The sequence below is a fragment of the Shewanella sp. SP2S2-6 genome (assembly GCF_031931965.1).
GTDB classification, from domain to species: Bacteria; Pseudomonadota; Gammaproteobacteria; order Enterobacterales; family Shewanellaceae; genus Shewanella; species Shewanella baltica.
Genome location: NZ_JAUOEQ010000015.1, coordinates 1 through 12,637 on the forward strand (window position 1 = coordinate 1; position 12,637 = coordinate 12,637).

The 12,637-nt window shown below is 45.3% G+C and carries 13 protein-coding genes; 6 read left to right on the top strand and 7 right to left on the bottom strand.

What is annotated here, in order from left to right; translation table 11 throughout:
- Positions 1-333 precede the first annotated feature (333 nt).
- From Q4Q57_RS11830 to Q4Q57_RS11840, 3 genes are all read left to right on the top strand, one after another.
- Complete coding sequence (locus tag Q4Q57_RS11830; RefSeq protein WP_226060031.1) at positions 334-681, top strand: hypothetical protein; 348 nt, start codon at positions 334-336, stop codon at positions 679-681.
- Between the two features lie 204 nt (positions 682-885).
- Positions 886-1,611 (top strand): DUF2971 domain-containing protein, encoded by a 726-nt coding sequence (locus Q4Q57_RS11835; protein WP_259541327.1) that lies wholly within the window; start codon positions 886-888, stop codon positions 1,609-1,611.
- Between the two features lie 400 nt (positions 1,612-2,011).
- The gene (locus Q4Q57_RS11840; protein WP_311890935.1) at positions 2,012-2,416 is read left to right on the top strand and encodes a GNAT family N-acetyltransferase; all 405 of its coding nucleotides are present in this window, start codon (positions 2,012-2,014) and stop codon (positions 2,414-2,416) included.
- 38 nt (positions 2,417-2,454) lie between these two features.
- Here the strand turns inward: Q4Q57_RS11840 and Q4Q57_RS11845 are convergent, their stop codons facing one another.
- A complete protein-coding gene (locus Q4Q57_RS11845; RefSeq protein WP_311890936.1) occupies positions 2,455-2,805 on the bottom strand; it encodes a hypothetical protein in 351 nt (116 codons plus the stop codon).
- An 80-nt stretch (positions 2,806-2,885) separates the two neighbouring features.
- Entirely contained in the window at positions 2,886-3,428 is a 543-nt protein-coding gene (locus tag Q4Q57_RS11850) for a GNAT family N-acetyltransferase (protein ID WP_311890937.1), read from the bottom strand.
- 170 nt (positions 3,429-3,598) lie between these two features.
- On the opposite strand from Q4Q57_RS11850, the gene Q4Q57_RS11855 reads away from it, so the two are divergent.
- On the top strand, positions 3,599-4,615 hold the full coding sequence (locus tag Q4Q57_RS11855) for a GGDEF domain-containing protein (protein ID WP_311890938.1): 1,017 nt from the start codon (positions 3,599-3,601) through the stop codon (positions 4,613-4,615).
- A gap of 120 nt (positions 4,616-4,735) precedes the next feature.
- On the opposite strand, the gene Q4Q57_RS11860 is transcribed toward Q4Q57_RS11855, so the two are convergent.
- Entirely contained in the window at positions 4,736-4,966 is a 231-nt protein-coding gene (locus tag Q4Q57_RS11860) for a hypothetical protein (RefSeq protein WP_300479054.1), read from the bottom strand.
- A 71-nt stretch (positions 4,967-5,037) separates the two neighbouring features.
- Here Q4Q57_RS11860 and Q4Q57_RS11865 point away from each other — a divergent pair, with 71 nt between their 5' ends.
- The gene (locus tag Q4Q57_RS11865) at positions 5,038-5,454 is read left to right on the top strand and encodes an META domain-containing protein (RefSeq protein ID WP_311890939.1); all 417 of its coding nucleotides are present in this window, start codon (positions 5,038-5,040) and stop codon (positions 5,452-5,454) included.
- Positions 5,455-5,577: 123 nt separating this feature from the next.
- On the opposite strand, the gene Q4Q57_RS11870 is transcribed toward Q4Q57_RS11865, so the two are convergent.
- The gene (locus tag Q4Q57_RS11870) at positions 5,578-6,912 is read right to left on the bottom strand and encodes a dicarboxylate/amino acid:cation symporter (protein WP_106651526.1); all 1,335 of its coding nucleotides are present in this window, start codon (positions 6,910-6,912) and stop codon (positions 5,578-5,580) included.
- A 207-nt stretch (positions 6,913-7,119) separates the two neighbouring features.
- On the bottom strand, positions 7,120-7,416 hold the full coding sequence (locus Q4Q57_RS11875; RefSeq protein ID WP_106651527.1) for a hypothetical protein: 297 nt from the start codon (positions 7,414-7,416) through the stop codon (positions 7,120-7,122).
- A 212-nt stretch (positions 7,417-7,628) separates the two neighbouring features.
- Here Q4Q57_RS11875 and Q4Q57_RS11880 point away from each other — a divergent pair, with 212 nt between their 5' ends.
- Positions 7,629-8,072: a GNAT family N-acetyltransferase gene (locus Q4Q57_RS11880; protein ID WP_006080323.1), complete on the top strand. Its 444-nt coding sequence runs from the start codon at positions 7,629-7,631 to the stop codon at positions 8,070-8,072.
- 127 nt (positions 8,073-8,199) lie between these two features.
- Here Q4Q57_RS11880 and Q4Q57_RS11885 read toward each other — a convergent pair whose 3' ends face one another.
- A complete protein-coding gene (locus tag Q4Q57_RS11885) occupies positions 8,200-9,495 on the bottom strand; it encodes an HAAAP family serine/threonine permease (RefSeq protein ID WP_311890940.1) in 1,296 nt (431 codons plus the stop codon).
- Positions 9,496-9,944: 449 nt separating this feature from the next.
- Positions 9,945-12,509: an acylase gene (locus tag Q4Q57_RS11890; protein ID WP_311890941.1), complete on the bottom strand. Its 2,565-nt coding sequence runs from the start codon at positions 12,507-12,509 to the stop codon at positions 9,945-9,947.
- Between the last annotated feature and the right edge of the window lie 128 nt (positions 12,510-12,637).

The following is a 12,637-nucleotide window of genomic DNA, read 5'->3' on the forward strand; positions in this document are numbered from 1 at the left end:
ACTCACGCAATTTGTCTATTCGCCCTGCGGCAACTCCGAGGGGAGGTGTATTCCTTGGAGTTTTGAGTCGTTAGATAGCGATTCATCAGCAAAAAATAAGCGCGAAAAATGAGAAAGCTAAAACGATATCAAGTGATTAGAGTCAAAGCTGTATAAAAAACAGCTACCGCAAAAAAGTAAATTCCTATAGCATCATTTATACCCATTTACACGGATGTGGCAGCGGCCATATTTGAGATTTAGTCCAACAAGCGATTTATGCCCTGCAAACAGCGCAGCGCATAAATACTAAGACGTTATGTGCCAATTTGAAATCGGAGTAATTTATAAAGCATGAGTATTACTGGAAAAGAGGCCGTTGTTTTTCTATCTACTATCGAAGATAGAGTTTCACTGTTCAAAAAAGATAACACTGATAAGTTTTGGAGTTACAAAATAAAATCAGCTAAAAAAACGGAATTTGCCTTTGACCCTAATACCAAAACTGGCCTGTTTATCCGGATTGATCGCGAACCTCCAGTTTTGGCTGGAGTGGAGAACGTTGAACGTATTTCCGGGAAGGATGTATCAACGGCACTTGGCAGAGTATTTTCTGGCGGCCTGCATAAAGCCAACTATCAGGCATCCATAAAAGACGTTTCGGTACTGGAATCATTAATTAGTTACTATGAAAGTTTGTAAGCACATAACAAGCGCATCATGGTGGAAATTTTACTCGCAGGAAAAGCGCTCCTAAAATCTCCATAGGCAAATCGTTACCCATAGAAATTTTAATTCGAGACTCACTAATCAGAGCTAAAAGTCTGACTCGGAAATGTCCAAAAGTGAGTTTCATAAAGTTTACTCTGACCCCACTAATTAAAGAGCCTTTAGCTGGATTTTCGTATGGTGAAACAACAAGTTTTTTACAAATATAAGTCACTTGATAATTTTGAATTTTTACTCGACTTGATTCTCAGGGAAAGATTATATGCGGCCCAACATCATGAGTTAAATGATCCAATGGAGGGCGTTGTTAAGATTGACGGAACAATCCCAAAGGATAAAGAACAAGAATGGGATGAACTGATTAAAACTTTTCGCATAGTCTGTTTTAGTCGGGATAAAGATCATCCCCTAATGTGGTCCCACTATGCAAATGGAGCTAGAGGATGTGTCATTGAGTTTCAGTTAATTGATGACCAGCAAGTGCATAAAGTCTCATATCTCAAAAAGCCAATCTTAACTGAGCGCCATATTAATAGGGAAAAGGCAGAAAAAATCCTCTTATATAAAGAGAAGCCTTGGAAATATGAGTCAGAGAGTCGCTGCCTACTTGGGGGAAATGAGACATTTCTACCTATTAACATCAAGTCTGTGACATTTGGAAGCAGAACTGAAAAAACTAAGGTAGATATGTTACTGCACATCTTATCGCTATGTAAGCCTGACTTGAAAGTCCTTGTTATGGGTGAGCAATGGCTAATCAATGGCATAAAAGTAACTTCTTGTAAGCAGCGAACTTACGTATGCGACAGGGTTAGGACTCAAGATTATTGTCCGCAATGTACTGAGGTTAAAATGACCCAAGAAGATTATGTTTTAAGAAATAGAGGGTGGAAAGGCTCTTAACAAGCGCATTAAATCGCTCGCAAGCTCGCTGGGGCAATAATCCATAGAAATTTTAATCCGAAATCAATTAATTATAGTAAAAAATCTAACTAGGTTCTGCCCAAAAATATGTTATGTAGATTGTTAAATCTACAGGTTACGCTAATGCCAAAAAAGTGAGCCATGGTGATAGCGAGACGACCGTCCGCCCCATGGACGGGGCGGTCGAGCATCCAAGGACTGACGAGCGAATGCCATGGCAAGCCTGTGTGAGTGGATATCAGCAAACGCTAAACTGCTAACAACTAAAGTGACAGTTCCCCCGACACTACTTTCCAACACATTTCTGTCCAATATTGAGTTTACTGATAGTTGCTATATGCTTTAAAAGCAAAAAAATATTTTTAAGGAAAAAATTTAAGTGAAATTTGAAGTTATTCATGAAGAAAATAACGCGATTGTGGATGCGCTGGTAGACGGCGTTAGGCAATTTAATGCTGGGCTATTAGGGCCTGAGAAATCAGTGCCTTTGACTGTCATAGCACGTGATGAAAATGGCAAGTTGATTGGTGGTGTGGGTGGCAGGACTATCTATAAAAACTTCTTAATCAATGTGGTCTGGGTTGATGACCAAACCAGAGGCACAGGGCTTGGGTGCAAACTCATGGCGCTTGCTGAAGCTGAGGCGAAACAGCGGGGTTGCTTGGTAGCTCAAGTGGATACCTTGTCAATTCAAGCACCTGTGTTTTATGAAAAACAAGGGTTTGAGATCATAGGCATAGTCACCACTAACCCTCAGCGCATCTTTCTGATGAAGAAGTATTGATCAAAAAAGCGATTGAGAAACAGACTGAATTAACACACTCAGCAATGGTCGAAATGGGCGTTTTGCATGCACAGTAGACCAATCTGCTCTTGGGATAAAATGGCGCACTCTAGCGCCTTTTTTGTATTCGCGCGGCTGACTTGCGCATCCGTCAGTCGCGTTATCGTCGCAGAATAGGCATTGGTTCGGCCACAATCGAGCCAAATATTCCCTACTTCGACCCAATAATGCTGCGCTTGCCCTGAATCGGAAACAAACTCGACTTCAAATCCCTTCGCCTCACATTCATGGTGGGCGCACTCAGATAAGACCAATCTCAAGTTGTCCCAAGCCGATAAATTGACTTCGGCATAGGCCGTTAATAGTGACTCAACAAATTGTACATTCATGTATTTATCTCCGTTATTTAACCTGAACTCGGGTTATTTACGCAGTAGAGATTGAATCCTTAATGTCTATCATCGAACAACTAAGCTTGGGTCTTTGCCGCCATTAAATAGTAATCCCGCGCTGACACAGTGAAAAAATCCACCACCTGCATGTGCGCTTTTCCCGAGTGGGCGGCAAAGGAACGTTCATTATCTTCGGCAATAAAGGTCAACATATAGCTAAAATGCGGAGCAACTTGGCGACGAATTTCACTGACTAATGCCTCAAAAATCCCTTGTCCACGGTAGGCTTGCTGCACCCAAATCGGCCCGTATTGGCAAGAGTTAGTCTTAGTTAATTTAGGCCCATCCCAATCGAGTTGCGGCAAACGATTCAACAAAGTGCGATAAATGGGCCAATGTTCGAAAAATCCCCACCGGCCGGCAATCACATAACCGACGATCTGCAGCTCAACCTGCGCCACTACGACCCAATGATGCTGCACTAATTCGCTCAATTCACTGTGGGAAAAAGCTTGCCCTTGCAGTCCCATATTGGCGGAAGCTAATTCGTCATTGAGATGTTTTTTCTCTAGCATCGCTAATAAATCAACATCTTGGGGTAAGGCTAATCTAATCTTCACAGTGTTCTCACGGCATAATGTTGGCTTTAGGCCCACAATTTAAGGCCGTCAGTATACTCGGTTGGCTTAGTAGGCACAGCTAGAACAAGGTGCTATTTAGTGCCTTGATTTGCTAAATCCCCTTTTATTTCCCAAACTTAATGGATATCTAGCCCTAGTTAGGCGTTTGTATGTTGCCCGAGACCATCAATCCCAACCTGAGTTTACTTGATAGCGACAATCAGCAAGTGAATCTCACTCGCTGGATGCACCAATGTGAGCTAATCAACAGCTATTACAACGCTAACACGGTTTTTATATTCCAAAAGACCAGCGCCGGATTTGAGATCATTGTCAGTGCAATCACTGAAACAACACAATTTACCGCGGGTACTTTGTACCCCGCTGAGTTCGAACTTTTCCAACAAATCCAAAATAGCCAACCCGATGGCTTATATCACAACCTTGGCAGTTTTATGTTGGATGATTTACCACGGGATTTTGATGGCATTCAGCACATTCTCTCGCGCCCAATCGCTTGGCCCGATGGCAGCCAATTTGGCGCCCTGTGCGTACTCAACCCACATATGGCAGAGCCGCTAGCCAATGCCGCTATGCTCGAACCGTTTCAGATATTGCTGCAACAGGAATTGTCTCTGCTGTGCCAGAACCATCGCATTGAATCCCTTTCGATGCGCGATCAAGAAACCGGCATGCTCAATCATTATGGTTTTTTGATGATGGCGCCAAGACAGCTCAATTTAGGTCGCCGCTTTGGTGCCCATGCAGGCATCATCTTCTTTGAATTATTGAGTCCGGATAACGCGCCAGTCCCGCTTGAGGATAATCATCACAGGCTGTTGGGTAAGTTAATTCAAGATACGATACGGACCGCAGACGTAGCCGCCCACTACAACACCACGCAATTTGTGGTACTGGCCTTTGTCGATGGTGAACGGGATATTCAACATATTATGAAGCGGGTTGAAAAACTGCTTGAACAGCAAAATCATCTACTTAGACTCGATGCGAGCTACAGTTTTTTCACCCCGGAATCCAGCGCCAAACTCGCGCCCATGATGGAACTCGCGCGGGGTAAACTCGATTCAATGCAACCACCAAAGCCTGAGGTTGAAGACACGCCAGTTAAGCCCGCTATAGACTCAAGCTTATACGATAATCCCGCCGCAGATTCGGCGGCGCTTTAAGTTAATGAAGCAGTGATTTAACGAAAAACTGTGAGTTAGCGAAGCGATAGGTTAACCGAGCTTTGATTTAACGAAATGGCGATTTAACGAGTTTTGGGTTTAATTTGAGGCAGTACAAAATCACTTAGATTGCTCATCCTGGCGCTTCGCCCATTGGATAAACAGCACCACGGGATAGGGTGACATCAGGACCAATCCTAAGCCAATCAGGCTTGAGATCAGTAACATGCCGCTTATCTCTAGACTCCATTGCGTCAACATATAGAACCCAAGTCCACAAACTAGCATCAATACGCCTAACCAATGTAAAAACTTCAACAAATTCATAGTACTTTTAAATGTGTCCGACATATAAACCTCTTTAGATCTTTGATAAAACTTGTCACACTATGGCCATAACCATGGAAAAAGGAACCGTAACGATGTTAAAACAAAGATTCATCTTAGGTGCGCTACTGTTGGGACTCACCGCCTGCCAAAGTACCGATATAGCCCAAAATGAGACCATTCCATTAGAGGGCAGCTGGCACATTGAGATGGTTCAAGGCCAACCGACTATCGATTACAGCCCAGCGCAAATCACCTTTGAGGCCGAAGGCAAATTACACGGCAACAACAGCTGTAATAACTTTTTCGGTCAATATACCCAGCAAGGCCAAGAGCTTAAGCTATCTCCTGCTGGTAGCACAATGAAAGCCTGTGTCGATGCGCTAATGCAGCAAGAGCACAAAGTCATGCAAGCAATGCCATTAGTGGCCAAAGCTAAGTTAGTGCAAGGTCGCCTGACGCTACTTAACAGCGACGGCAAGCCAGTGCTAGTCTTAAGTCAATTGAAGTAAGCCCTGTGAAGTAAGCTAACTGAAGTAAACTCAACGAGATAAGCTTCAGCAAAGTACAATTGACTCGCATAAAAAAACCGCCATTGGCGGTTTTTTCGTTCTACAACCAGCAACCGAAGACGACTAGACTTTAGCGCTTTGCTCAGCCGCGGTTTCGAGGGCGATATTCTGCTCGGCTAGCACGGCACTTTGCACCATATCGGCATTGTAGTGCTCCATATCCAATTCATCCTCAGATTTAGCAATCACAGTTGTCGCCACTAAATCACCGGATACGTTAACTACCGTGCGTGCCATATCCAAAATCCGGTCAATCCCAGCAATTAACGCCACGCCTTCCAAGGGTAAACCGACTGTCGATAATACTAACGTTAACATCACCAAACCCGCGCCTGGTACGCCAGCCGTACCAATTGAGGCTAAAGTCGCCGTTAAAATGATGGTGAGGTAATCTACCCAAGTTAAGTCAATACCAAAAGCTTGGGCGACAAAAAGAGCCGTCACACCTTGATATAAAGCGGTGCCATCCATGTTAATGGTTGTACCCAGCGGCAATACAAAACTGGAAATTTTCTTGTTCACACCTAAGTATTCGCTGGCGCATTTCATGCTCGCAGGTAAGGTACCCGCTGAACTAGAGGTAGTAAATGCCACAGCCATTGCATTACTGATCCCCTTGAAAAAATGTAAAGGATTCAGTTTAGAAAACATACTCAAAACAATACTGTAGAAGCCTAATACGTGAATAATGCAGCCAACGTAGACGGCAACAATAACCTTAAGCAGAGGGAGTAACATTTCAATCCCGTATGCTCCCGCCACCCAAGCCATCAATCCAAATACACCATAGGGCGCCAGCTTCATCACCATATCGGTTAACTTGTACATGGCTTCAGCAAGACTCTCGAACACTTTAATCGCTGGTTTTCCATGGTCACCGATCAACACTAAGGCAATCCCTAAGGCAACCGCAAAAACGATAACTTGCAAGATCTGACCGTTAGCTAACGCCGCGATAGGGTTGGTTGGGACTATATCAATCAGAGTCTGCATTACCGAAGGCACTTCCTTCGCTACATCAGAAACACCTGAGGGTAAGGGTAAATCAAGACCCGCACCTGGCTGGATAACATATCCAACGGCCAATCCAATACTGATAGCAATTGCCGTAGTACAAAGATAGAAAGTAAAGGACTTAAAACCAATCCGGCCCATCTTGGCAGTGTCTTCCATCGAAGTCACACCCACGATCAGTGAACAAAACACTAACGGCACAATCAACATCTTAATAATATTGACGAATAAGGTTCCAATCGGTTTTAACACCGTCGCTTGCTCACCTAATACTACGCCAACCGTAATTCCGAGCACCATACCGACTAGAATTTGTAGCCACAGAGGCACTGACATCCAGTAGGACCATGTACGGCCTAACATTGATGACGTTTGTTTTGACATGTTAATAACCTTGAATTTGAAATGAAGAACGGGCGAATGCCTATCCTTGGCTGGCACTAATTTATTCCCCAAATTAGCTGAGCGCAGAGTCTAGCATAACGGGCAAAAATCTAAGGATGATCTGTATCACGTTGATGCCAACCGCCGTAAAACCAGCCAAATATGCCAACGACATCGACCAACGCGACTGCATACTTAACCTTTATATTAAGCATCAAAATAGACTGTCACCATAACAGGTGCAATTTGCTGACGATAAAGCGCTGCAGGCGGTTGCTCACGTTCAATCAAATAACTCCAGTAATCGTCATCAAAACCACTGAAAATAAAGTCAGACTTACCCTTAGCTTTCAAGATCAACCACCACCAAACTAATCCCCATAAACCAAAGCTCAATAAAGTGAATACAAAGTGTAAACGATGATTAATTTTCTCATCAGCACCAAGCTCAAAGGCAGGTAAAACCTTAAGCTTATAGCGGCGTGTCGACTTAACGAATCCCATCATTAGCTCACTTAGTTCAAAAAGGGTACTAGAGATAAGCCTAGCAGATAAGACTTTAGTCGTACAAAAATCCGCAACAACAAATAATATCAGTGCCAAACCTGCCACTGCCGAACTCGTTATCCCACAATGTTCCATGCTAAAGTGAGCCACAAAATGGTTGTTCACTAAACAAGAGCGGTATTACTCAATAACCGCCTAGGAGTTGTTGTATGTTGATCCGTAAAGCTAAGGCTCAGGACCTCAGTGCCTTAGTCCAATTTAATCAGGCGATGGCCCAAGAAACCGAAGGCTTAGCCTTAGATGAAGTGACACTAACCCGCGGCGTGGGCACGCTACTTGAAAGTCCGCAAAAAGGCTTTTACCTCGTCGCCGAAATTGAAGGTGAGATAGTCGGCTCGCTTATGGTGACATTTGAATGGAGCGATTGGCGCGCCAAGGATTATTACTGGATCCAGAGTGTATATATTCGCCCGCAAAATCGTCGCCAAGGCATTTATGGCAAGCTCTACAGTGAAGTCAAACAACTGGCCGAAGCCAATGGTGGCGCTGCCAGCTTCCGTTTATATGTTGAGCAAGAAAACCTCGCCGCCCAGCAGACCTATCAAGCCTTAGGGATGAAGCAGAGTTACTACTTAATGTACGAAGAAAAATAAATCCTTCAATAGCTTATTCACAATAAAAAAGGATCGGGCCAATGGCACGATCCTTTTTTTACGAGTCACGATTCAGATTAAAAGCCTAACGCTAACTCCTCGTTAAGCTTCACTGCACTCGTAAAACTTAACGGAAGAAACCAAACAGAATCGCCGTCATCGCCAGTAAACCTGCAATGATCACGAAGATATTGCTGATACGGCCGCGATAGGCTTTTAACGCTGGCACTTTATACACGGCATACATAGGCATCAAGTACAGGATAGCCGCGATAATTGGGCCACCTAAGGCTTCAATCATGCCTAAGATACTTGGGTTGATCACAGCCACAGCCCAGATAGTGACAAACATAAAGCCTAGGATGAACTTGTTGATCTTAGCGTCTGTGACTGATTTGCCGCTTGAGCGCAACTGCTTAACGATCACGCCTTTCATGCCTTCTGTCGCGCCCATGTAATGGCCGAAGAAAGAGGACACAATCGCGATAAAGGCGATTAACGGACCAAAGTAGCTCACAAAACCACTTGAATGCACGTTAGCTAGGTAAGACAGAATCGGTAAGTTCTGCGCTTTCGCTTCTGCCAATTGGGCTGGCGATAACGACAGCACACAAGAGAACACAAACAACATCACAAAGCCCACTAACATCATCGAAGTGTTACGTAAAATCACGTCGGCTTTACGAGAAGCATTGGCGCCATGATCACGTTTTAGTGACACAGAGAACTGTGAAATCGCAGGAGAATGGTTAAAGGCGAACACGAGCACAGGAATCGTTAACCACACAGTCCCTAAAAATGCACCCGCTTCTGGCACAACTTGTAAGGCATCCATTTTCCACTCAGGGATCAGGTAGATAGACATAAAGGCCAAAATACCCACCAGCGGATACACCAGCAATTGTGTCACTTTCAGCATAAACTTCTCGCCCGCAACCATCACAGCCATCATACCGAGGATCAATACACCCGATAAAATAAAGCGTGGTGGCGATGCCATGCCCAACTGATTGACGATAAAGCTATCGACTGTGTTGGTAATACCCACACCGTAAATTAATACAATCGGGTAGATAGCAAAGAAATACAGTACGGTAATGGCCTTACCTGCGCCAACACCAAAATGCTCTTCTACGACTTGGGTAATGTCGCTACCGGGAATGCTTGATGAACAAACAAAACGAGATAAACCTCGGTGAGCAAGATAGGTCATAGGACCGATAATTGCCGCCATTAATACCAAAGGCCAAAAGCCGCCCATGCCCGCATTGATAGGTAAAAATAAAATTCCAGCGCCAACGGCAGTGCCGAACAAACTCAACATCCAAGTCGTGTCTTGGCGAGTCCAAGGTAAGTGTTTCGTTGAATCTAGATTCTGTGTGCTTTGAGGTGTTCCAAGAACACTGGTCGCATCTTTTTGCATATAAAAGTTACCTTACGGTGTGACTAGCATAATAAATTCGCGCTAAGGATAACCAAAAAAAGCCCATAAAAGTTGATCTGACACGGCTTTATGTAAGGGAATTTCATAATAAACTGATATTGAGATCTAGATCGCTGATTTAATGTAATAAGTTTTCAATACAGCAGCAAAAAACACACATAAAAAACCGCTTAAAGACACAATACTTTCACCTTAAACCAAAAGCAGCGACATAGCATAAGCGCCGAGAAAAACACCGAATTGGATCTAGATCACAAAAAGCCACAAAACGAGATCCAATGCCGCATATCGATAGCTAAAGTCGATCAAGATCACATCCGCTAATGTTAAATTTTTACAAATCGCTATCAGTCGCAAACGCCATAAAAAAACGGCTCATCCGAATTCAACTTCGAAGTGAGCCGTTAACGATTAACGCAAAATCAGACTTAAGGTTTCTGTAGCATAAGCTCAGTGGTCGACACCACGGCTGGCGCTATATCAGCCTCTTTGAACAATAACGGACGGAAACTTTTCTCGCTTGAGTACAAGATGCTTTGATCGGCAAACGCTGGCGTTAGGATATTACTCGACTCAGAGTAAGTTAAAATTCCCCGTGCCACAGGCCCTTCGTCAGTAAAGTTCACCGCCATCATCCAGCTCGAACCGTAACGCACTTGATATCCCTTCGCCGTTAAGCCAGAACTCATCGCCTTGCCAGTAACCACGTCCATCACAGGTGCGTACTTGTGCTGCGGGATTAAAGTGTCGTCACCCGACAGACTGGTCGAGAACACGTTGAATCCACCCTCGGCATTGTGGCTACCCGGCCAAGGTAAACGCGACCCGCTTGGCGTCCCGTCAGGCAGCGATTTCTCCACAAATTGCACCTCATCCAATGGCGCATCTAAGGCAAACCCCGCCGCCTCAAGATTCAGTGCGCTGTGGGCTAAGGCCACTAAGGCGCTGCCATCTGTGGTCAAGCTTTTAGGTGTCGTCGCCGCATTGGCGGGATCGAATCCTTGGGTCAACATGGTCGTTTGGCTGAATTGGTGGGCAAACTCACGCAGTAAAGCGCCGCCTTTGCTGTCGTTATCTTGCTTACCATTCCACGCTTTTAACGCCGCGCACGCCGAAGTGACATCCTTAGATAAACTCGCCGACACTACCACAGGCGTGTTGCCTTGAGCCTCACACTGGGCAATCAAATCTGGCAGCACTAACTCAGCAAGATAACTGCGATTGGACAACACAGCCGCTTCGAGTTCTTCTAAGCTAAACTTGCCATCTGCCCCAGCCGCATCTTGCATTAAGCTCAAGCCCATACGCGTTCGCAGCGACAACTGCCCAGCTTCTGGACCATACATAGGCGAGAAGTAAGTCAGCGGTTCATTCAAGTTAGTCGACCAGAATGAGTCATTGGAGTTTTGCACAAAGTCGCTGCGCTCAAGCTTGGGCGCGCGGGCATAGGGTGTTGGACCATCAAAACTAAACAACGATGTGTTACCGGGTAAAATCGTAAATCCGGCCTGCGCCTTAGCCGCTTTAATATCCGGCGAGGTTTTTAACAACACCACTGCCGATTCAGACAATCCCGGGACTGTCGAGTCGTCGATGTAGAAAGCATTGCCCTCTTTATCGGCGTACATAGTGTTATTGAAGATAACGCCGTCGTAGTCCTTAAAGGCCTGTTGGAACTCCTCTTTATTGGTCGCCATGTCCATCGCTAACCAATGGTCAACGGGGTCCATATTGCCCATATTGGCATCTTGGAGCATAAAGGCGCTGCCATCATCCCAACCAAAAGGCGCTAAAGCAGGTGGCGCTTCAACCATAGGGCCTTTTGCCGTGGTGTAAATATCCTTCTCGGCCACTAACATGCCCGCAGGACCTGCATTCACTAGAATCGATACCGTCTCTTTAGTGATCGGCATAGGTTTGCCATCGAACAGATATTGCATCCGATCGCCCGAGACTAACTCTAAGTTATACATCACAAAATGTTCGGCGGTTGAGAAGGTATGAGTCCAAGCTAAATCTTTGTTAAAACCGATATTAATCGGCCCGGGCATACCCACTAACGAGCCGCCCATCATGTCTAAATGTCCAGGGATCGTAATATGGGACTGCCAAAAACGCAGGTTACCCGTATGCGGAAAATGCGGATTGCCGAGCACCATGCCTTTCCCGTTCTCGGTTTTATCCTTACCTAAACCCCAACCGTTAGAGCCGAGTCCACGGGGGTTAGTCTCTGGCGTGGTGATGCGAGCCGCGCGGGCAATCAACTTAGACTGCATATCGGCCACAAATGCCGTTTGGTCTTGGCTTGGCGCTGGCCCTAGGATACGCGGCATATATTCCTGCGCATCTCCCGGGTTCGCGTAAAAAATCAAATCGAGGAAGTTGGCGGCGCCCGGTAACAAAGCGATTGAAAACAAATAAGTTACCACATCCTCAGGCACTATGGGTTTCACCCAAGGCTGACCGCTACAGAAAGGTTCTGCCGTTTGTGTACCCGCTTCAACATCGGCCAGATATTGGTTATAACCAGAGGTAAAACCTTGGATAAGTGCCCGAGAGTTTTCACTAAACTGTGGCCATTTTTCTTCGGCTTGTGCTCTGATCTTTAACGCTTTGTAGGCAAAGTCAGAGATCAAGTTGCCGTTATCTTCCGCTGTGGGTTGGCCCGTAGTGAAGTCAATCGACGCATGGGGGCCAAAGTACATGGAACGCTGCGAGTTAGCCTTAATAAAGCCATCGGCTAACACACATAAATTGTCCTGTGCCTGCGCATAACCACTACCAAAACCTAAGCTTTCTAAGTTATCGGCTTGGATATGTGGTACGCCGTAGGTGGTGCGGCGAATATTGGCTTTGAGTAAACCGTTGGGGGCAAAAGCTTGCAGTTGAGTTTCGGGTTCGGTGGGCGTAGTGCTATCTTCGCTATCGTTACAGCCGGCGAGTATTACACCGCAGGCCATCCCCATAGCGATCACGAGTTTGTTGAATTTCATTATTATTATCTCTTGGTTTTGGTTCCTTCAATTGCCTATCCCTGCCTCCATTACTGAAAGAGCAATAGACATATGTCGCTTCCTAGTCCCTAAGGCTGGCTATTGCCTCCCCTACTGTTGGCTTTTTA

What these genes read in the sequence shown, in the direction of transcription:
- Q4Q57_RS11830 (WP_226060031.1), top strand. Translation starts at nt 334, where the DNA reads ATGAGTATTACTGGAAAAGAGGCCGTTGTTTTTCTATCTACTATCGAA.
- Q4Q57_RS11835 (WP_259541327.1), top strand. Translation starts at nt 886, where the DNA reads ATGGTGAAACAACAAGTTTTTTACAAATATAAGTCACTTGATAATTTT.
- Q4Q57_RS11845 (WP_311890936.1), bottom strand. Translation starts at nt 2,805, where the DNA reads ATGAATGTACAATTTGTTGAGTCACTATTAACGGCCTATGCCGAAGTC.
- Q4Q57_RS11855 (WP_311890938.1), top strand. Translation starts at nt 3,599, where the DNA reads ATGTTGCCCGAGACCATCAATCCCAACCTGAGTTTACTTGATAGCGAC.
- Q4Q57_RS11860 (WP_300479054.1), bottom strand. Translation starts at nt 4,966, where the DNA reads ATGTCGGACACATTTAAAAGTACTATGAATTTGTTGAAGTTTTTACAT.
- Q4Q57_RS11865 (WP_311890939.1), top strand. Translation starts at nt 5,038, where the DNA reads ATGTTAAAACAAAGATTCATCTTAGGTGCGCTACTGTTGGGACTCACC.
- Q4Q57_RS11870 (WP_106651526.1), bottom strand. Translation starts at nt 6,912, where the DNA reads ATGTCAAAACAAACGTCATCAATGTTAGGCCGTACATGGTCCTACTGG.
- Q4Q57_RS11875 (WP_106651527.1), bottom strand. Translation starts at nt 7,416, where the DNA reads ATGGGATTCGTTAAGTCGACACGCCGCTATAAGCTTAAGGTTTTACCT.
- Q4Q57_RS11880 (WP_006080323.1), top strand. Translation starts at nt 7,629, where the DNA reads ATGTTGATCCGTAAAGCTAAGGCTCAGGACCTCAGTGCCTTAGTCCAA.
- Q4Q57_RS11885 (WP_311890940.1), bottom strand. Translation starts at nt 9,495, where the DNA reads ATGCAAAAAGATGCGACCAGTGTTCTTGGAACACCTCAAAGCACACAG.
- Q4Q57_RS11890 (WP_311890941.1), bottom strand. Translation starts at nt 12,509, where the DNA reads ATGAAATTCAACAAACTCGTGATCGCTATGGGGATGGCCTGCGGTGTA.